This is a genomic window from Pseudomonas sp. M2(2023) (assembly GCF_030263955.1).
Classification (GTDB): domain Bacteria; phylum Pseudomonadota; class Gammaproteobacteria; order Pseudomonadales; family Pseudomonadaceae; genus Aquipseudomonas; species Aquipseudomonas asiatica.
The window spans coordinates 130,981-150,601 of the sequence record NZ_CP127114.1 but is presented as its reverse complement, the minus strand read 5'-3'; the positions used below and the strand labels follow the sequence as shown (position 1 = coordinate 150,601).

The following is a 19,621-nucleotide window of genomic DNA, read 5'->3' as shown; positions in this document are numbered from 1 at the left end:
TTTGCGCCGCCCGCCACGGTCCAACCATTTAAGCCTTTGCTGCACAGGACGATCCACCCTTGAGACTCCAGCGAGCCCTGCCTCTGCTGCTGGTGCTACTGCTTGGTCTTGCCGGCTGTGCCAGCGTCGGCACGCCCCGCGAAACCAGCCAGGCGTTACCCGCCAACGACTCGGCCTTCGGCCGCTCGGTACTGCGCCAGGCCGCGCCGTACGACGGCCGCTCGGGCTTTCGCCTGCTGCCCAACAGCAACGAGGCGTTCCGCGCCCGTGCCGAACTGATCCGCAACGCCCAGGCGAGCATCGACCTGCAGTACTACATCGTCCACGATGGCCTCAGCACCCGCGCCCTGGTGCATGAACTGCTGCGCGCCGCCGACCGTGGCGTACGTGTGCGCATCCTGCTCGACGACACCACCAGCGATGGCCTGGACGTCATCATGGGCACCCTCGATGCCCACCCGAACATCCAGATACGGGTGTTCAACCCGCTACACCTGGGCCGCAGCACCGGCGTGACGCGCGCGGTGGGCCGCCTGTTCAACCTGTCGCGCCAGCATCGGCGCATGCACAACAAACTGTTCTTGGTGGACAACAGCATGGCCATCGTCGGCGGGCGCAACCTGGGCGATGAGTATTTCGATGCCGAACCCAACCTCAACTTCACCGACATCGACTTGCTGGGTGTCGGCCCGGTGGCCGAACAGCTCGGCCACAGTTTCGACCAATACTGGAACAGCGCCCTGAGCCGGCCGATTACCGACTTTCTCTGGCGCGACCCAGATGCCAGCGACCTGCGCGCCAGCCGCCACCGCCTGGAAATTTCACTGGCCGAAGCCAGGACCCAACGCAAAGCCCTGTATGACCGCTTGATGGCCTACCAGTCGCAGCCGCGCCTGGATGTGTGGCGCAACGAACTGATATGGGCCCATGCCCAGGCGCTGTGGGATGCGCCGAGCAAGGTGCTGGCCGATGACGAACCGGACCCGCAACTACTGCTGACCCAGCAACTGGCTCCTGACTTGAGCAAGGTGCAACGCGAGCTGATCCTGGTATCGGCGTACTTCGTGCCCGGCGAGTCCGGCCTGCTGTACCTCACCCACAGCGCCGACGCGGGTATCTCGGTCAAGCTGCTGACCAACTCGCTGGAGGCCACCGACGTGCCGGCAGTGCATGGCGGCTATGCACCATACCGGCGGGCACTGCTGGAGCATGGCGTACAACTGTATGAGCTGCGCCGCCAACCCGGTGACCCCAGCGCCCGACACAGCTTGAGCTTCCATGGCAGTTCGGACTCGAGCCTGCACAGCAAGGCGATCGTGTTCGACCGGCGCAAGACCTTCATCGGTTCGTTCAATTTCGACCCGCGTTCAGTGTTGTGGAATACCGAGGTCGGGGTACTGGTGGACAGCCCGGAGCTGGCCGAGTACACCCGCGCGCTGGCGGTACAGGGCATGGCCCCGGCCTTGAGCTACCAGCCGACGCTGGTGGGTAACCAGATGGTGTGGGTGACCGAGGAAAATGGCAGGCGACGCATGCTCACGTCCGAACCGGGCGGGATGTGGCGGCGGTTCAATGCCTGGATCAGCAAGGCGGTTGGCCTGGAGAAGATGTTGTAGCGGCGATTTTGGGGCTGCTTTGCAGCCCCAAAATCCATCAGGCAGAAGCCGGCTCAAACGCCCCGCGCCGCCGGGTCAACACCACCAACCCCGCAGCCCCCGCAGCCATCAGCAACGGCAACGCATGCCCGCTGATCCACTGGCTGCCGGCCCCGGCCAGCAGCGGCCCGAGCAGGCAGCCAATACCCCACAGCTGCGCCACATGGGCGTTGGCCCGCACCAGCGCATCATCCCGGTAGCGCTCACCAATGAGCACCAGCGACAAGGTGAACAAGCCCCCTGCACTGGCCCCGAACAGCACCCACAGCGGCCAGATCGCCGGTGAATGCAGCAGCAACGGAATCGCCAGGCTGGACACCAGCAGGGTCACCGCACAACCGGTGAACAGGGCGCGCCGCGACATATGGTCGGCCAGCGCACCGATGGGCAGTTGCAGCACTGCATCGCCCACCACCACGGTACTGACCATGAACAGGGCGATTTCGGTGCTGAAGCCCTGTTGCAGGCAATACACCGGCAGCAAGGTCAGGATCATTGCCTCGAACGAGGCAAACAGGGCAATGGCCCAGGCGATCACCGGCAAGCGCCGGCAGAAGGCGAACAGGTCGCCGAAGGTGACGCTGCAGGCCTCTGTGCTGGGTGCCCCGCCACGGCCCAGGAGAATCAGCGGCGCCACCAGCAGCAGGCCGGTAGCGGCCCAGAAGCCGAAGTCGTCATCCGAGCCGAGAAAGCCCAGCAGCAGCGGCCCGGCGAGCTGGCTGAGGGCATAGCTGCTGCCGTACAACGCCACCAGGCGGCCACGCCATTGCTCGACTACCAGCTGATTGATCCAGCTTTCGCCGAGTATGAACACCACGGTCAGCGACATACCGATCAGCAACCGCAGCAGTAGCCACAACGGGTAGCTGGGCAACAGTGCGACCAGGCCGATCGACAGCGCCCCGCCCCACAGGCACAGGCGCATGGCCGAGGGCACACCGACCCAGCCGGCCAGGCGACTGGCCAGACTGGCACCTACCAGCACGCCCAGCGCCGGCATCGCGGCCATCACACCGATGGCGAAGCTGCCGTAGCCCCAGGCCTCCAGGCGCAGGGATACCAGCGGCATGCTCACGCCGAGTGCCAGCCCGACGCTTAGCACCGATGCCAGTACGGCGAAGTAGGTACCCCAACGCATTGCAGCCTCCCAGGCCAAGAATTTTCCATGGCCCATTCGCGGGTAAACCCGCTCCCACAGGTACACCACCGCCCTTGAGAGCGGTGCAGTACCTGTGGGAGCGGGTTTACCCGCGAATGGGCAGCTAGGCGGCCCCCTGGATTACAGCTTGATCCAGGTCGCCTTCAGCTCGGTGTACTTCTCCAGTGCATGCAGCGACTTGTCACGGCCGTTGCCCGACTGCTTGAAGCCACCGAACGGCGCGGTCATGTCGCCACCGTCGTACTGGTTGACCCAGACGCTGCCAGCACGCACGGCGCGGGCGGTCTTGTGGGCCTTGGAGATGTCCGAAGTCCAGATGCCAGCGGCCAGGCCATACGGCGTGTCATTGGCAATGGCGACGGCTTCTTCGGCGGTATCGAAGGCGATCACCGACAGCACCGGGCCGAAGATTTCTTCCTGGGCGATCTTCATGGCGTTGGTCACGCCGTCGAAGATGGTCGGCTCGACATAAGTGCCACCGGTTTCTTCCAGGGTGCGCTTGCCGCCGGCCAGCAGCTTGGCGCCGTCCTTGTGGCCAGCCTCGATGTACGACAGCACGGTGTTCATCTGCTGGGTGTCGACCAGGGCACCGACAGTGGTCTGTGGGTCCAGCGGGTTGCCTGGCTTCCAGCCTTTCAAGGCCTCGACCACCATCGGCAGGAACTTGTCCTTGATCGAACGCTCGACCAGCAGGCGCGAGCCGGCGGTGCACACTTCGCCTTGGTTGAAGGCGATGGCGCTGGCGGCAGCTTCGGCGGCAGCTTGCAGGTCCGGAGCGTCAGCGAAGACGATGTTCGGGCTCTTGCCGCCGGCTTCCAGCCAGATGCGCTTCATGTTCGATTCGCCCGCGTAAACCATCAGCTGCTTGGCGATCTTGGTCGAACCGGTGAATACCAGGGTGTCGACGTCCATGTGCAGGGCCAGGGCCTTGCCCACGGTGTGGCCGTAGCCTGGCAGCACGTTCAGCACGCCAGCCGGGATACCAGCTTCGATGGCCAGCTGGGCGATGCGAATGGCCGTCAGCGGCGACTTTTCGGACGGCTTGAGCACTACCGAGTTACCGGTGGCCAAGGCCGGGCCGAGCTTCCAGCAGGCCATCAGCAGCGGGAAGTTCCACGGTACGATGGCACCGACCACACCCACCGCTTCGCGGGTGACGAGGCCGAGCTGGTCATGCGGGGTCGGGGCGACTTCGTCGTAGACCTTGTCGATGGCTTCGGCAGTCCAGTGGATGGCATTGGCCGCGCCAGGTACGTCGATACTGGAGGAGTCGCCGATCGGCTTGCCCATGTCCAGGGTTTCCAGCAGCGCCAGCTCTTCGACGTTCTTGCGCAGCAGGTCGGCGAAGCGGATCAGCTTGGCCTTGCGCTTGGCCGGGGCCAGCTGCGACCACACGCCGGAGTTGAAGGTGGCACGGGCGTTTTCCACAGCGCGGTTGGCATCAGCCAGGTCGCAGCTGGCAACCTTGGCCAGGAAGCGTCCGTCGACCGGGCTCAGGCACTCGAAGGTTTCACCAGATGCGGCATCGGTGTATTCGCCGTTGATGAAGGCACGGCCTTCGATCTTCAGTTGCTGGGCACGTTGTTCCCAGTCCGCACGAGTCAGGGTGGTCATACGAAACTCCTCCTCTTGTTTAGGTGCAACGCCGCACTGAGGACTCACAGGCGTTGTCAGAATTCTGCCCCAGCGTCGAGGGCATTTTGGCTACCGACACCCTAAACCAGCCGGTGTAAACTATCAATATATTTGACACGAAAGGCTCAAAAGCCTACTCATGTGCATTTTATTAAACAACAACAGGAGCCGAACCATGAGTATCGACAGCATAATCGACTTCGCGCAGGTCATTACCGAGGCCGAACGCTACCGCCCGGCGGCGGAAAAAATCCTCAAGGGCGAGCCAGACCAGGCGGTCTACAATCATTATTCCAGCCCGTGCGGGCAGTTTGCCGCGGGCGTGTGGGAAGGCGAGGTCGGGCAGTGGACGGTGAACTACACGGAGCATGAGTACTGCGAGATCGTCCAGGGCGTTTCGGTGCTGCGTGACCAGGACGGCGGAGCCAAGACCCTGCGTGCCGGTGACCGGTTTGTCATCCCGGCCGGCTTCAAGGGCACCTGGGAGGTGCTGGAGCCTTGCCGCAAGATCTATGTGATGTTCGAGCAGAAGTAAGCCTCTGGGGCTGCTTTGCAGCCCAGGCTTTCTTGCAGGCATAAAAAAACCCGCATCCTTTCGGAGGCGGGTTTTTTCAGGTCGCCGATCAATTACTTGATCTTGGCTTCCTTGTACACCACGTGCTTGCGAACAACCGGATCGTATTTCTTGATCTCGATTTTGTCCGGAGTGGTGCGCTTGTTCTTGTCGGTGGTGTAGAAGTGGCCAGTGCCAGCACTCGAAACCAGACGGATCAATTCACGCATGACGTTCTCCTTAGAACTTTTCGCCGCGAGCGCGCAGCTCGGCCAGCACTACGTCGATACCACGCTTGTCAATAACGCGCATGCCTTTGGCAGATACGCGCAGACGCACGAAACGCTTCTCGGATTCAACCCAGAAACGGTGGTGCTGCAGGTTCGGCAGGAAACGACGACGGGTTTTGTTGTTTGCGTGGGAAATGTTGTTCCCGGTTACTGGACCCTTACCAGTAACTTGACAGACTCTCGACATGACTCAGCCCTCTAAAACCACATGCCCAACCCGGCATGGGTTGGCCGCTTAATCTCTCAGTCTTTGGCGCCTGGGCGCCGTGATTCTGGAGGTCTTATCGGCCGCATTCGCTGATGCGACAGGCCGAGCCCCTAGAAAAGAGCGCTGCTTTATACCAGAAAGACTCGGCCGCAACAACATTAGATGAATATTGACACGAGCCCCGACGCGCCGGGCCAGCATAGCGGCAGGCCCCGCCAGCCGTCGACCGCTCGTCGCCAATTTTGTAAAAAAGGGTGTGGTCATTTCCCGACGGGCACACTAGGGTAGGCCTTTTCCAGACTGCACTGGCAGATGGGCCACTGACAGCCAAGGAGCCACTATGCGTGCCGCCGCCCTTTCCTTATTGTTCAACTCCTTGTTCGCCGCAGGCGCCCTGATCGCCGCCAGCGTTGCCCAGGCCGCCCCGCTGAGCGTCTGCAGCGAGGCCAGCCCCGAAGGCTTCGACGTGGTGCAGTACAACTCACTGACCACCACCAACGCCACAGCCGATGTGCTGATGAACCGCCTGGTGGAGTTCGACGCGGCGCAAGGCAAGGTGGTGCCGAGCCTGGCGACCAGCTGGACGGTATCGGCCGACGGCCTGATCTACGACTTCACCCTGCGCGATGTGAACTTCCACACCACCGCCTACTTCAAGCCAAGCCGCCCACTTAACGCCGACGATGTGCTGTTCAGCTTCCAGCGCATGCTCTACCCCGCCCATGCCTGGCACAAGACCGCGCCGGGCGGCTACCCGCATGCCCAGTCGCTGCAACTAGGGAGCCTGATCAAGGCGATCGAGGCACCCGCGCCAAACACCGTGCGCTTCACCCTCAACCACCCGGACGCCACGTTCCTGGCCACGTTGAGCATGGGCTTCGCATCGATCTACTCCGCAGAGTACGCGGACAAACTTCTCAAGGCCGGCACGCCGGAGAAGCTCAACAGCCAGCCGATCGGCACCGGGCCGTTCATCTTCCAGCGCTTCCAGAAGGACGCCGTAGTACGCTATCGCGCCAACCCTGACTACTTCGCCGGCAAGCCGGCGGTCGACCCGCTGATCTTCGCCATCACCACCGATGCCAACGTGCGCCTGCAGAAGCTCAAGCGCGGCGAGTGCCAGGTCGCGTTGTCGCCCAAGCCGCTGGACATTGCCGAAGCTGGCAAGGACGGCAACCTCAAGGTGGCCACCACCCCGGCGTTCATGACCGCCTTCGTCGCCATCAACAGCCAGCACCCGCCGCTGGACAAGCCGGAGGTGCGCCAGGCCATCAACCTGGCCTTCGACAAGCAGGCCTACCTCAAGGCCGTGTTCGAAGACTCCGCGGTGGCCGCCAACGGCCCCTACCCGCCCAATACCTGGAGCTACGCCAAGGACCTGCCCGGCTACCCGCTGGACCTGAAGAAAGCCAAGGCCCTGCTGACCAAGGCCGGCCTGGCCGAGGGCTTCAGCACCACGATCTGGACCCGCCCGTCGGGCAGCCTGCTCAATCCCAACCCCAGCCTCGGTGCGCAGATGCTGCAGGCCGACCTGGCCAAGATCGGCATCAAGGCCGAGATCCGCGTGATCGAGTGGGGCGAGCTGATCCGTCGCGCCAAGGCGGGCGAGCATGACCTGCTGTTCATGGGCTGGGCGGGCGACAACGGCGACCCGGACAACTTCCTCAGCCCGCAGTTTTCCTGCGCCGCGGTGAAGTCGGGGACCAACTTCGCACGCTTCTGCGACAGCCGCCTGGACCAGTTGATCAGCGCCGGGCGCACCACCAACGACCAGAGTGTGCGCAGCCGGCTTTACCAGCAGGCGCAAACCTTGATTCAGCAACAGGCGCTGTGGGTGCCGCTGGCGCACCCGACGGCGGCGGCCCTGCTGCGCCAGGGGGTCGAGGGGTATCAGGTGAGCCCGTTCGGGCGGTTGGATTTCAGCAAGGTGTCTGTGAACAAGTAAGCCTGCACCGGCCTCTTCGCGGGTAAACCCGCTCCCACAGGGACCGCGCCAACTTTCAACATGGCGCTATCCCTGTGGGAGCGGGTTTACCCGCGAAAGGGCCGGTACTGGCAGCACAAAGCTCCAGTTTTCCATCAGGCCACAATCCACCCATGCTCGACCATCGACAGCGGCTCCCCGTCACCGATGATGATGTGATCCAGCACCCGCACATCGATCAACGCCAGCCCCCGCTTCAACGACAGGGTCAAATGCACATCGTCCTGGCTGGGCTCACTGTTGCCCGAGGGGTGGTTGTGGCACAGGATCAAGGCCGCTGCGTTATGCAGCAATGCCCGCCGCACCACTTCCCGCGGGTAGACGCTGGCCCGATCTATCGTGCCTCGGAAGAGGATTTCAAACGCCAACGGCCTGTGCTTGGTATCGAGAAAGAGGCACCCGAACACCTCGCTGACTTCATGTCGCAGCATCGCTTTCAAATAGCGCCTCACCGTTGCCGGGCTGTCCATCGCGGATTCACGCTCAATCGAAGTTGCAAGGTGCCTGCGCCCGATCTCCAGCAGCGCCTGCAGCTGGCTGTACCTCACCGGGCCCAACCCAAGCTCGCCGACGAAGGCCTCTCGGTCGGCCTCCAGCAACTGGCGCAACCCCCCGAACTTCACGAGCAGACCTCGCGCCAGCTCCACGACATTGCGCCCTCGCACACCTGAACCGAGAAATACAGCCAGCAATTCCGCGTCCGTCAGGCTTCCGGCCCCGCGCTGCAGCAACTTCTCCCTCGGCCGCTCTGCAGCCGGCCACTCCCTGATATTCATCCCGCTCCTCTGCCCTTGCTGCGGCCCATTTCGGCCCTGTGTTAATCTATTTCGCCTCGTACATGCGACGTTCCGCCGCAGGCATTTTCAAACGTCGTCGCCCGCTCTCACTGGAAAAAGGCAAGCCTATGCAGCGGCTGTATCGCAAGCGCATCGTTCTCGGCGTGGGTGGCGGCATTGCCGCCTACAAAAGCGCCGAACTGATTCGCCGACTCCTGGAGCACGGCGCGCAGGTGCGCGTCGTCATGACCCGTGGTGGTGCAGAGTTCATCACCCCGCTAACCCTGCAAGCGCTGTCAGGCCACCCGGTGCACATGGACCTGCTCGACCCTGCCGCCGAAGCGGCCATGGGCCACATCGAACTGGCCAAGTGGGCTGACCTGGTGCTGATCGCCCCGGCCACCGCCGACCTCATGGCGCGCATGGCCCAAGGCATGGCCGACGACCTGCTGACCACCTTGGTACTGGCTACCGATGCCACTGTCGCCGTGGCCCCGGCCATGAACCAGGCCATGTGGCGCGACCCGGCCACCCAGGCCAACCTCGAACTGCTCAAGAGCCGGGGCATCCAGGTGTTCGGCCCAGCGTCCGGCAGCCAGGCCTGTGGCGACGTCGGCCTGGGCCGCATGCTCGAAGCCACCGACCTGGCCTGGTGTGCCGCGGAAAGCTTCAAGCGCCAGGCCCTGACCGGCAAGCACGTGCTGATCACTGCCGGCCCGACCCAGGAAAACATCGACCCGGTGCGCTACATCACCAATCATAGCTCCGGCAAGATGGGCTTCGCCTTGGCTGAAGCGGCCGCCGAAGCCGGGGCTCGGGTCACCCTCGTCACTGGCCCGGTGCACCTGCCGACCCCCGACCGGGTCAGCCGTATCGACGTGGTCAGCGCGCGGGACATGCTCGCGGCCTGTGAAGCGGCCATGCCGTGCGACCTGTTCATCGCCTCTGCGGCGGTTGCGGACTACCGCCCGGAAGTCGTTGCCACGCAAAAACTGAAGAAAGATCCTACGACCGGCGACGGCATGCTGCTGCAGATGGTGCGCAATCCCGATATCCTTGCCACCATCGCTGGCCGCGCCGACCGCCCGTTCAGCGTCGGTTTCGCCGCCGAGACCGAGCACTTGCTCGATTACGCCACGCGCAAGCTCAAGGACAAGAACCTCGACCTGATCGTCGCCAATGATGTGGCCAACCCCAGCATCGGCTTCAACAGCGAGGAAAACGCCTTGACCGTGATCGACCGCCAGCAGCACCAGACCCTCTTCGCGCAGACCAGCAAGGGCAAGATTGCCCGGCAACTGGTCGCCTTCATCGCCGAACGACTCAATCAGGTTCAATAAGTTACATGCACGCTCTTCAAGCCAAGATCCTCGACCCACGCCTGGGCACCGAATTCCCCCTGCCGCAGTATGCCACCCCCGGCTCCGCCGGCCTGGACCTGCGCGCCCTGCTCAAGGAAGACACCATCCTCGAGCCAGGCCAGACCCTGCTGATCCCCACCGGCCTGTCGATCTACATCGGCGACCCTGGCCTGGCGGCGGTGATCTTGCCGCGCTCGGGCCTGGGCCATAAGCACGGCATCGTGCTGGGCAACCTGGTCGGGCTGATCGACTCGGACTACCAGGGCGAGTTGATGGTGTCGTGCTGGAACCGCGGCGACACACCGTTCACCATCGCCGTTGGCGAGCGCATTGCCCAGCTGGTGCTGGTACCGGTGGTACAGGCCCATTTCGACATCGTCGAAGCGTTCGATGAAAGCCAGCGCGGCGCTGGCGGCTTCGGCCATTCCGGCAGCCACTGAGCCGAGAAATGACCGTTCAGGCCAAGGATGGCGAACTCTCTGGCGAAACCACCGTCCAAGCGTTCAGTTTGCGCCTGCCCAGAAAGCCTTTGACTAATGGAGCTTCCAGAGATGAACGACATGGCCCACCTGGTCCCCGCCGCACTGCCAGACAGCATTTTCCGCGCGTATGACATTCGCGGCGTGGTCGGCAAAACCCTTCACGCCGAAACCGCCTACTGGATCGGCCGCGCCATCGGCGCGCAGAGCCTGGCCCAGGGCGAACCGCAGGTTTCGGTCGGCCGCGATGGCCGCCTGTCCGGCCCGATGCTGGTCGAACAGCTGATCAAGGGCTTGGTCGATGCCGGCTGCCAGGTCAGCGACGTCGGTCTGGTGCCCACCCCCGCCCTGTATTACGCAGCCAACGTGCTGGCCGGCAAGTCCGGCGTGATGCTGACCGGTAGCCACAACCCGTCTGACTACAACGGCTTCAAGATCGTCATCGCTGGCGATACCCTGGCCAACGAACAGATCCAGGCCCTGCTGACCCGATTGAAAACCAACGACCTGACCCTCGCCGAAGGCCGCGTGGAAAAGGTCGAGATCCTTGACCGCTACTTCCAGCAGATCGTCGAGGACGTGAAGCTGGCCAAGAAGCTCAAGGTGGTCGTGGACTGCGGCAACGGTGCCGCCGGCGTGGTCGCGCCGCAACTGATCGAAGCCCTGGGCTGCGAAGTGATCCCGCTGTTCTGCGAAGTCGACGGCAACTTCCCCAACCACCACCCGGACCCGGGCAAGCCGGAAAACCTCGAAGACCTGATCGCCAAGGTCAAGGAAACCGGTGCCGACATCGGCCTGGCCTTCGACGGTGACGGCGACCGCGTCGGCGTGGTGACCAACACCGGCAGCATCGTCTACCCCGATCGCCTGCTGATGCTGTTTGCCCAGGACGTACTGTCGCGCAACCCGGGTGCCGAGATCATTTTCGACGTGAAATGCACCCGTCGCCTGACCCCGCTGATCGAGCAGCACGGCGGCCGCGCACTGATGTGGAAGACCGGCCACTCGCTGATCAAGAAGAAAATGAAGCAGACCGGCTCGCTGCTGGCCGGCGAGATGAGCGGTCACATCTTCATCAAGGAACGCTGGTACGGTTTCGACGACGGCATCTACAGCGCCGCGCGCCTGCTGGAGATCCTCAGCAAGGCCGGGAAGAGTGCCGAAAACCTGTTCGCCGCGTTCCCGAACGATATTTCCACGCCGGAAATCAATATTGATGTGACCGACGAGGGTAAATTCAGCATCATTGATGCACTGCAACGCGACGCCGACTGGGGCGAAGCCAACCTGACCACCATCGACGGTGTGCGGGTGGACTACGCCCACGGCTGGGGCCTGGTTCGCGCCTCCAACACCACCCCGGTGCTGGTGCTGCGCTTCGAGGCTGACAGCAACGCCGAATTGCAACGTATCAAGGATGTTTTCCGTACCCAGTTGCTGCGGGTTGAGCCTGAGCTGCAACTGCCGTTCTGACCGACTATCTGTTCCTTACAGGAGCCCTGCATGACCCTCGATCGCGATGCCGCTTCCCATGTAGCCGAGGTTTTGTCCGAAGCACTGCCTTACATCCGCCGCTTTGTCGGCAAGACCCTGGTGATCAAGTACGGCGGCAACGCGATGGAGAGCGAGGAGCTCAAGACCGGCTTCGCCCGTGACATCGTGCTGATGAAGGCTGTGGGCATCAACCCGGTGGTGGTCCACGGTGGTGGCCCGCAGATCGGCGACCTGCTCAAGCGCCTGTCGATCGAAAGCCACTTCATCGACGGCATGCGCGTCACCGACTCGGCGACCATGGACGTGGTGGAGATGGTGCTGGGTGGCCAGGTCAACAAGGACATCGTCAACCTGATCAACCGCCACGGCGGCAGCGCCATCGGCCTGACCGGCAAGGACGCGGAGCTGATCCGCGCCCGCAAGCTGACCGTCAGCCGCCAGACGCCCGAGATGACCACCCCGGAAATCATCGACATCGGCCACGTGGGCGAAGTGGTGAGTGTGAACACCGACCTGCTGAACATGCTGGTGAAGGGCGACTTCATCCCGGTGATCGCGCCGATCGGCGTGGGTGCCAACGGTGAGTCGTACAACATCAACGCCGACCTGGTGGCGGGCAAGGTAGCCGAGGCGCTGAAGGCCGAGAAGCTGATGCTGCTGACCAACATCGCCGGCCTGATGGACAAGCAGGGCGAGGTACTGACCGGCCTGACCACCGAGCAGGTCAATGAACTGATCGCCGACGGCACCATCTACGGCGGCATGCTGCCGAAGATCAAGTGCGCGCTGGATGCCGTGCAGGGCGGTGTGAATAGCTCCCACATCATCGACGGCCGCGTGCCGAATGCGGTGCTGCTGGAGATCTTCACCGACAGCGGCGTGGGTACCCTGATTACCAACCGCAAGCAGCGCTGATCGTTAACCTGTCCCGGCCTATTCGCGGGTAAACCCGCTCCCACAGGTACAGCACCGCCTTTGAGGGCTGTGGAGATCCTGTGGGAGCGGGTTTACCCGCGAAGAGGCCGGAACAGGCGACACAAAAAAAGGCGACCTTCACAAGAAGGTCGCCTTTTTCATTTCCAGGCCCGAATCAGATACCGTACTGCGCCCGGTAAGCCTCGACCGCCGGCAGATGCTGCTTCAGCTGTGGGTCATCGGCCAGGAACTCCAGCACCTGGGTCAGCGAAACGATGCTGACCACAGGGATACCGAAGTCACGCTCCACTTCCTGGATCGCCGACAGCTCGCCATTGCCACGCTCTTCGCGGTTCAGCGCGATCAGCACGCCAGCGGCCTTGGCCTGCTGGGCATTGATGATTTGCATGACCTCACGAATGGCGGTACCGGCGGTGATCACGTCGTCGATGATCAGTACGTCACCGGCCAGCGGTGCACCGACCAGGCTGCCACCTTCACCGTGGTCCTTGGCTTCCTTGCGGTTGAAGCACCATGGCACATCGAGCTGATGCTGATCGGCAAGGGCCACGGCAGTTGTCGCTGCAAGCGGGATACCCTTGTAGGCCGGGCCGAACAGCACATCGAACGGGATCTTGCTGTCGACGATGGCTGCGGCATAGCAACGGCCCAGTTCGGCCAGGGCGGAACCGGTGTTGAACAGGCCGGCATTGAAGAAATACGGGCTGGTACGCCCCGATTTCAGGGTGAATTCACCGAAACGCAGTACCCCGCGATCGATGGCAAAACGGATGAAGTCGCGCTGATACGGCTGCATGGATAGTCCCGGACACCACGGATTTAGCTAAATGGGTTGAGCTCGGGTATCATACACGCACGAGATTTTTGGGGCCATTTATGCGGATCATCAGTGTGAACGTAAATGGCATTCAGGCTGCGGCCGAGCGTGGTTTGCTCAGCTGGCTGCAAGCCCAGAATGCCGACGTCATCTGCCTTCAGGATACCCGCGCCTCGGCCTTTGAACTCGATGACCCAGCTTTCCAGCTCGATGGCTATTTCCTTTATGCCTGCGACGCGGAGGTGCCTGCCCAAGGTGGTGTGGCCCTGTATTCGCGCATGCAGCCCAAGGCAGTCATCACCGGCCTGGGCTTCGAGACAGCCGACCGCTACGGGCGTTACCTGCAAGCAGATTTCGACAAAGTCAGTATTGCCAGCCTGCTGCTGCCTTCGGGTATGAACGGCGACGAAGACTTGAACCAGAAGTTCAAGTTGATGGACGACTTCGCCAAGTACCTGGACAAACAGCGTCGCAAGCGTCGCGAATACATCTACTGCGGCTCGTTCTACGTGGCGCAGCAGAAGCTCGATATCAAGAACTGGCGTGACAGCCAGCAGTCGCCGGGTTTCCTGGCGCCGGAGCGTGCCTGGATGGATGCGATCACCGGCGAGATGGGTTACGTCGACGCCCTGCGCGAAGTCAGCCGTGAAGGCGACCAGTACAGCTGGTGGCCGGACAACGAGCAGGCCGAGATGCTCAACCTGGGCTACCGGTTCGACTACCAGATCCTCACCCCGGGCCTGCGCCGCTTCGTGCGCAATGCCCGCCTGCCGCGTCAGCCGCGCTTCTCCCAGCATGCGCCGCTGATCGTCGACTATGACTGGACGTTGACCATCTGAATGCGATTGGGGCTGCTTTGCAGCCCTTCGCGGGCACGCCCGCTCCCACAGGTTAATCACTGCCTTGAGGTTTGTGTTGTACTTGTGGGAGCGGGCGCGCCCGCGAAGGGCCGCAGAGCGGCCCTAACTGCTATTTGATCGGCCGCCAGATCATCGGGTAGCGATACGGCTTGCCCTCATTCGCCCGCACAGCCGCAATGATGATCAGGATCATCACCGCGACCATTAGCATGGCGAACAGCACCAGCCCGATGAACACGAACATCAGCAGGAAGCAGATGAACCCGGCAATGGTTACGCTGATCTGAAAATTCAGCGCCTCTTTGCCTTGGGCGTCGATGAAAGGGTCTTGCTCGCGCTTGAGGTGCCAAAGCACCAGCGGGCCCAGCAAGTGCCCGAGCGGCACCACCAGGCCCAGCAGCGCGGAAAGGTGGCAGAACATCGCCCACTGCCGGATTTCGGCATTGGGCGGGGTGATCGACAGGTTCGATTCGCTCATGCCCCGCACCTCCCTGGCTGGGTTCAGTCGGCCAGTGCCGCCTGCTGCAGTTCGAAGATCTCGCTCATGCCCATCTGCGCCAGGGCGAGCATGGCGTTGAAGTCTTCAGGCTGGAACGGCGCACCTTCAGCAGTACCCTGCACTTCGATGAAACCACCGGCGCTGGTCATGACCACGTTCAGGTCGGTTTCGGCGGCGGAGTCTTCCAGGTAGTCCAGGTCGAGCACCGCTTCGCCCTGATACATGCCCACCGACACTGCGGCGATCATGTGCTTGAGCGGGTTGCCGGCTTTCAGGCCACCGCGCTTCTTGATCACCGCCAGGGCATCGCACAGAGCGACCATGGCACCGGTGATGGACGCGGTACGGGTGCCACCATCGGCCTGGATCACGTCGCAGTCGACGTACAGGGTGATATCACCGAGCTTGCTCATGTCCAGCGCGGCGCGCAGCGAACGGCCGATAAGACGCTGGATTTCCAGGGTGCGCCCACCCTGCTTGCCACGGCTGGCTTCACGCTGGTTACGCTCGCCGGTGGAACGCGGCAGCATGCCGTACTCGGCAGTCAGCCAGCCTTGGCCCTGGCCTTTGAGGAAGCGCGGCACACCGTTTTCCACGCTGACCGTGCAGATGACCTTGGTGTCACCGAACTCGACCAGTACCGACCCTTCGGCGTGCTTGGTGTAGTTGCGGGTGATGCGGATCGAGCGGAGCTGATCGGCGGCGCGACCACTTGGACGTTTCATCTGGGATACCTGTACTGGGACTTTGAATCTGCCGAGCATTATAGAGCCCACGGCCCGGGGAAGACATGCCTATTGTCGCGCCCGACACAGCCCGTCGCCTTTTCCTGCCGGCCAGGCCACCCGTCGGTAACATGGGTGGATTGGGCGCCAAGGCCCCACTGCGCTACAATCCTGCGCCTTGCAGCCGAGAGGCTCCCACCGTTCATTCATATACGCGAGGTACTCCCCATGGTGCACAGCATGACCGCTTTTGCTCGTGTCGAGCGCGCCGGCAGCCAAGGCACCCTGGTCTGGGAGCTGCGTTCGGTCAACCACCGTTACCTGGAGCCGCACCTGCGCCTGCCCGAGGCCCTGCGCGACCTCGAAGGCGCCGTGCGTGAAGGGCTGCGCCAAGGCCTGTCGCGGGGCAAGGTAGAATGCACCTTGCGCCTCAACGAAGACAGCAACGGCAAACTGCTGAAGGTGGACCGCGAGCGCGCCGCGCAGCTGGTTGCCGCCGCCGAGGAAGTGGCCGGCCTGATCAAGCAGCCGGCACCACTGAACCCGCTGGAGGTGCTGTCCTGGCCAGGCGTGTTGGTGGCCGACGCCAACGATCCGCAGGCATTGAATACCGAAGCCATGGCGTTGTTCGATGAGGCGCTGGCCGAGCTCAAGGCCGGGCGTCAGCGTGAAGGCCTGGAACTGGCCCGGCTGATCAACGAACGCCTGGACAACATGGCCAGCGAAGTCACCACCCTGCGCGCCCTGGTGCCGCAGATGCTGGCAGCACAGCGGCAGAAGATCCTCGACCGCTTCGGCGATATGCAGGCCGAACTCGACCCGCAACGTCTGGAGCAGGAGATGGTGCTACTGGCCCAGAAGAGCGACGTGGCCGAGGAGCTCGACCGCCTCAGCACCCACGTCACCGAAGTGCGCCGCGTGCTCAAGGGTGGCGGTGCTGCCGGGCGGCGCCTCGACTTCCTGATGCAGGAACTCAACCGCGAGGCCAACACCCTCGGCTCCAAAGCCTTTGACCCACGCAGCACGCAAGCGGCGGTCAACCTGAAGGTATTGATCGAACAGATGCGTGAACAAGTACAGAACATCGAGTAAGGCCACCCCGACCATGAAGCACAGCAGCGGCACTCTCTACATCGTTTCGGCCCCTTCGGGCGCCGGCAAGACCAGCCTGGTCACTGCCCTGACCCAGGACGACTCGCAAATCCGCGTCTCGGTCTCGCACACCACCCGCGCCATGCGCCCGGGTGAGCAGCACGGGGTGAACTACCACTTCGTCGTCCACGAGGAATTCAAGGCTCTGATCGACCAAGGCGACTTCCTGGAGCATGCCGAGGTGTTCGGCAACTTCTACGGCACCTCGCGCAGCGCCATGCAGCAGACCCTGAACCAGGGTTACGACCTGATCCTGGAAATCGACTGGCAAGGCGCCCAGCAGGTACGCAAGCTGATGCCGCAGGCTTTGTCGGTGTTCATCCTGCCACCAAGCCAGCAGGCACTGCGCGAGCGCCTGGACGGCCGCGGGCAGGACAGCGAAGAAATCATCGCCGGGCGCATGAAGGAAGCGGTCAGCGAGATGGTGCACTACGACGAGTATGACTACGTGATCATCAACGATGACTTCGACGAGGCGCTGGAGGACTTGAAGGCAGTGTTCCGCTCGAACCGCCTGCTGCTGAAGAAGCAGCAACAGCGCAACAGCGGGCTTCTGAAAGAACTGCTCTCCTGAAAGACCCATGGGGCTGCTTTGCAGCCCCAATCATTTATTCCTGCAATGGCAAGGTAGCCTGCTGACGCAGGGTAGCCCCCAGGAAGTACGCCGGCGCGCGCAGCCGCGACAGCATCATCAGCACGATCCCCAGCACCGAGATGATCGCGGCGATCACGAACACCAGCCCCAGCCCGCCCACATGCGAGCCGCTGCCGAAGTCCGGCGAGGCGCTGTCGATGGCGGTACGCACGAAGATAACCGACAAGATCACCCCACCCACCAGCGGGCACAAGCCGCGCATCAGGAAGTGGCGCAGGCTGTCGAACAGGCTGTGGCGGAAGTACCAGACACAGGCGAAGGCCGTCAGCGAATAGTAGAAGCAGATCATCATGCCCAGTGCAGTGATGGTATCCGCCAACACGTTCTCGCTCAGGGTGCGCATGGTCACGTAGAACAGGCCCGCGGCCACGCCGGCGCAGATGGTGGCGTAACGCGGGGTCTGCGAACGTGGGCAGACGCTGGCGAACTTCTGCGGCACCGCGCCGTAGTAACCCATGGCCAACAGTGTGCGCGCCGGCGACACGAAGGTCGACTGCAGCGACGCCGCGGTACTGGCCAGCACGGCGATGGACATCAGGATCGCCAGCGGCCCCATGACCGGGCCGGCCAGGTGAGCGAAGACGTTTTCCTGGATGCGCGGGTTGTTCAGGCCCAGGCCCTGTTCGCTGATACCAGCAAACTGCAGGGTGGCAATGGCGGTGAACAGGTACAGGCCGAGGATCAGCAGCACGGTCCAGGTGGCCGCCTTGCCCGGCACCTCGTCACTGCCGACCGATTCCTCGCTGACAGTCAGGCACACGTCCCAGCCCCAGAAGATGAAGATCGACAGAGACAGCCCGGCGGCAAAGGCCGAGAAAGATTCGACGCCGAACGGGTTGAACCAGGCGAAATCGAATTCCAGCGGTGGCGGCGCTGTGGTTTCGCCGAAAGCGGCAAAGGCAAAGCCGATCAGCACCAGCAACTGCAGGGCCACCAAGCCATATTGCACCGTCATGGTGGTGGTCATGCCACGGCAGCAGATCCACACCGCCAGGGCGATGAACACGCAACAGGTGGTTATGTTGATGAGCAGGTTGTCGGCCAATGCCGCCAGTTCATGCTTGCCGGTAATCTGACCAAGGAACAGATAGAAGAAGTCGACCGCCACCCCTGCCAGGTTCGACAACACGATGGTGGTGGCGACCACCAGGCCCCAGCCACCGATCCAGCCGATCATCGGACCGAAGGCACGCGCCGACCAGGTAAACGAAGTACCACTGTCCGGCTCCGCCGAGTTCAGTTCGCGGTAGCCCAAGGCTACCAACAGCATCGGCAGGAAGCCGACGATGAATACCGCTGGCAGGTGCGCGCCCACTTCACGCACGGTCGGCCCAAGGGCGCCGGTCAGTGTGTAGACCGGGGCGATGGTGGAAATGCCTAGCACCACGCTGGCCAGCAAGCCCAGCCGGCCGGTGGCCAGGCCCTTGCTGCGCTGGGTGTTGCCCGCGTCGGCCGCCACGTCGGGTGGGCGGCCGGCTTCTGTGTAATTGCTCATGAGTATTTGCCGTAAATTTTGGAATTGTTTTCACAGGCCTTGCGTACAAGGCCCGCTTTCACTCATTGAAAGCTTGCTGCCGGGAACAAGTCATCCGAGACCTTCGGGTGACGTCAGAGTGCCTCCTGCCGTGCGCCCTCCCGTCTTGCATAAGCAAAACAGGCCTCGCGAAACGCCTGGAACAGGCGCAACGAGACCGGGTTTTCGGTAAATCGCCACTCCGGGTGCCACTGCACGCCGAGCACAAAGCCCGGCGCGGCAGGCATGGACACCGCTTCGATCAGGCCATCCGGGGCCCGTGCCTCGACGCGCAGGCCTGGGGCCAGACGGTCGATGCCCTGGCTGTGCAGCGAGTTGACCTCGAACTGCGCCGCCAGGCCCAGGCGCTCGAACAACCCGCCAGGCTCGATGCCGACAAGGTGACGAGGGCCGTATTGCACCTCCAGAGGTGCGTCCTCTGGTTCACGGTGGTCCAGGTAGCCGGGCAGTTCCTGCACGCGCTGGTGCAGGCTGCCGCCCAGGGCCACGTTCAATTCCTGGTAGCCACGGCAAATACAGAACACCGGCACACCGGCGGCAATGGCCGCCTGCAACAGTGGCAGGGTCAGGCGATCGCGTGCCAGATCGTGCCGGGTACCCGCCGCGCTGGGGGCGCCATTGTAATGATGCGGTTCGATATTTGAAGGTGAGCCGGTAAAAACAATGCCGTGCAGACGGGCCAGCAGCGCCTGCGTGTCGCTGCCCCCGTCACGGGCCGGCAAGATCAATGGCAAGCCGGCAAAGCCGGCCGCCTCGACATACTTGTCGCCTACCGTATGCGACGAGTTCTTCCCCACCTGCTGGCGGCAGGCGCTGACACCGATCAAGGGGACCGCATTTGCGCTCATG

General features: G+C 63.1%; 19 protein-coding genes and 1 pseudogene. 10 read left to right on the top strand and 10 right to left on the bottom strand.

What is annotated here, in order from left to right:
- Positions 1 to 59: 59 nt before the first annotated feature.
- Positions 60 to 1,616, top strand: coding sequence for a phospholipase D family protein (locus QN085_RS00710; RefSeq protein WP_041506317.1), 1,557 nt, complete (start codon positions 60 to 62; stop codon positions 1,614 to 1,616).
- 37 nt (positions 1,617 to 1,653) lie between these two features.
- On the opposite strand, the gene QN085_RS00705 is transcribed toward QN085_RS00710, so the two are convergent.
- Together QN085_RS00705 and QN085_RS00700 are read right to left on the bottom strand one after the other, a co-directional pair.
- The gene (locus QN085_RS00705; RefSeq protein WP_023662014.1) at positions 1,654 to 2,793 is read right to left on the bottom strand and encodes an MFS transporter; all 1,140 of its coding nucleotides are present in this window, start codon (positions 2,791 to 2,793) and stop codon (positions 1,654 to 1,656) included.
- A gap of 141 nt (positions 2,794 to 2,934) precedes the next feature.
- Complete coding sequence (locus tag QN085_RS00700; RefSeq protein ID WP_013974786.1) at positions 2,935 to 4,428, bottom strand: aldehyde dehydrogenase; 1,494 nt, start codon at positions 4,426 to 4,428, stop codon at positions 2,935 to 2,937.
- A 196-nt stretch (positions 4,429 to 4,624) separates the two neighbouring features.
- Between QN085_RS00700 and QN085_RS00695 the strand changes: the two genes are divergently transcribed.
- The gene (locus QN085_RS00695; RefSeq protein WP_003258971.1) at positions 4,625 to 4,984 is read left to right on the top strand and encodes a cupin domain-containing protein; all 360 of its coding nucleotides are present in this window, start codon (positions 4,625 to 4,627) and stop codon (positions 4,982 to 4,984) included.
- Between the two features lie 92 nt (positions 4,985 to 5,076).
- Here the strand turns inward: QN085_RS00695 and rpmG are convergent, their stop codons facing one another.
- Together rpmG and rpmB are read right to left on the bottom strand one after the other, a co-directional pair.
- Entirely contained in the window at positions 5,077 to 5,232 is a 156-nt protein-coding gene (gene rpmG / locus QN085_RS00690; protein WP_003253507.1) for a 50S ribosomal protein L33, read from the bottom strand.
- Positions 5,233 to 5,242: 10 nt separating this feature from the next.
- Entirely contained in the window at positions 5,243 to 5,479 is a 237-nt protein-coding gene (gene rpmB, locus QN085_RS00685; protein WP_003258972.1) for a 50S ribosomal protein L28, read from the bottom strand.
- A gap of 361 nt (positions 5,480 to 5,840) precedes the next feature.
- On the opposite strand from rpmB, the gene QN085_RS00680 reads away from it, so the two are divergent.
- Complete coding sequence (locus QN085_RS00680) at positions 5,841 to 7,445, top strand: ABC transporter substrate-binding protein (protein WP_196183992.1); 1,605 nt, start codon at positions 5,841 to 5,843, stop codon at positions 7,443 to 7,445.
- A 134-nt stretch (positions 7,446 to 7,579) separates the two neighbouring features.
- Here QN085_RS00680 and radC read toward each other — a convergent pair whose 3' ends face one another.
- The gene (gene radC / locus QN085_RS00675; RefSeq protein WP_023661279.1) at positions 7,580 to 8,260 is read right to left on the bottom strand and encodes a RadC family protein; all 681 of its coding nucleotides are present in this window, start codon (positions 8,258 to 8,260) and stop codon (positions 7,580 to 7,582) included.
- A gap of 128 nt (positions 8,261 to 8,388) precedes the next feature.
- Between radC and coaBC the strand changes: the two genes are divergently transcribed.
- From coaBC to argB, 4 genes and pseudogenes are all read left to right on the top strand, one after another.
- Positions 8,389 to 9,600 (top strand): bifunctional phosphopantothenoylcysteine decarboxylase/phosphopantothenate--cysteine ligase CoaBC, encoded by a 1,212-nt coding sequence (gene coaBC, locus QN085_RS00670; protein WP_003253409.1) that lies wholly within the window; start codon positions 8,389 to 8,391, stop codon positions 9,598 to 9,600.
- 5 nt (positions 9,601 to 9,605) lie between these two features.
- Positions 9,606 to 10,061 carry a dUTP diphosphatase gene (dut, locus tag QN085_RS00665; RefSeq protein WP_023661280.1) on the top strand — a complete coding sequence of 152 codons (456 nt, stop codon included), beginning with the start codon at positions 9,606 to 9,608 and terminating at the stop codon, positions 10,059 to 10,061.
- Positions 10,062 to 10,205: 144 nt separating this feature from the next.
- Positions 10,206 to 11,573: pseudogene (locus QN085_RS00660) on the top strand (phosphomannomutase/phosphoglucomutase); the annotation flags it as partial.
- A gap of 30 nt (positions 11,574 to 11,603) precedes the next feature.
- Positions 11,604 to 12,509, top strand: a complete 906-nt coding sequence (gene argB / locus QN085_RS00655) for an acetylglutamate kinase (protein ID WP_003258198.1) — start codon at positions 11,604 to 11,606, stop codon at positions 12,507 to 12,509.
- A 175-nt stretch (positions 12,510 to 12,684) separates the two neighbouring features.
- Here the strand turns inward: argB and pyrE are convergent, their stop codons facing one another.
- Positions 12,685 to 13,326 carry an orotate phosphoribosyltransferase gene (pyrE, locus tag QN085_RS00650; protein ID WP_003253405.1) on the bottom strand — a complete coding sequence of 214 codons (642 nt, stop codon included), beginning with the start codon at positions 13,324 to 13,326 and terminating at the stop codon, positions 12,685 to 12,687.
- A gap of 80 nt (positions 13,327 to 13,406) precedes the next feature.
- Between pyrE and crc the strand changes: the two genes are divergently transcribed.
- Positions 13,407 to 14,186, top strand: a complete 780-nt coding sequence (gene crc, locus QN085_RS00645) for a catabolite repression control protein Crc (RefSeq protein WP_003253401.1) — start codon at positions 13,407 to 13,409, stop codon at positions 14,184 to 14,186.
- A gap of 130 nt (positions 14,187 to 14,316) precedes the next feature.
- Here the strand turns inward: crc and QN085_RS00640 are convergent, their stop codons facing one another.
- Together QN085_RS00640 and rph are read right to left on the bottom strand one after the other, a co-directional pair.
- Positions 14,317 to 14,685: a DUF4870 domain-containing protein gene (locus tag QN085_RS00640; RefSeq protein ID WP_003258195.1), complete on the bottom strand. Its 369-nt coding sequence runs from the start codon at positions 14,683 to 14,685 to the stop codon at positions 14,317 to 14,319.
- Between the two features lie 23 nt (positions 14,686 to 14,708).
- Complete coding sequence (rph, locus tag QN085_RS00635) at positions 14,709 to 15,431, bottom strand: ribonuclease PH (protein WP_023661281.1); 723 nt, start codon at positions 15,429 to 15,431, stop codon at positions 14,709 to 14,711.
- Between the two features lie 228 nt (positions 15,432 to 15,659).
- On the opposite strand from rph, the gene QN085_RS00630 reads away from it, so the two are divergent.
- Positions 15,660 to 16,523 (top strand): YicC/YloC family endoribonuclease, encoded by an 864-nt coding sequence (locus tag QN085_RS00630; RefSeq protein ID WP_013974793.1) that lies wholly within the window; start codon positions 15,660 to 15,662, stop codon positions 16,521 to 16,523.
- Between the two features lie 13 nt (positions 16,524 to 16,536).
- Positions 16,537 to 17,157, top strand: coding sequence for a guanylate kinase (gmk, locus tag QN085_RS00625; protein WP_013974794.1), 621 nt, complete (start codon positions 16,537 to 16,539; stop codon positions 17,155 to 17,157).
- A 34-nt stretch (positions 17,158 to 17,191) separates the two neighbouring features.
- Here the strand turns inward: gmk and QN085_RS00620 are convergent, their stop codons facing one another.
- Positions 17,192 to 18,733, bottom strand: coding sequence for an APC family permease (locus QN085_RS00620; protein ID WP_013974795.1), 1,542 nt, complete (start codon positions 18,731 to 18,733; stop codon positions 17,192 to 17,194).
- A gap of 113 nt (positions 18,734 to 18,846) precedes the next feature.
- Complete coding sequence (locus tag QN085_RS00615; RefSeq protein ID WP_023661934.1) at positions 18,847 to 19,620, bottom strand: gamma-glutamyl-gamma-aminobutyrate hydrolase family protein; 774 nt, start codon at positions 19,618 to 19,620, stop codon at positions 18,847 to 18,849.
- Between the last annotated feature and the right edge of the window lies 1 nt (position 19,621).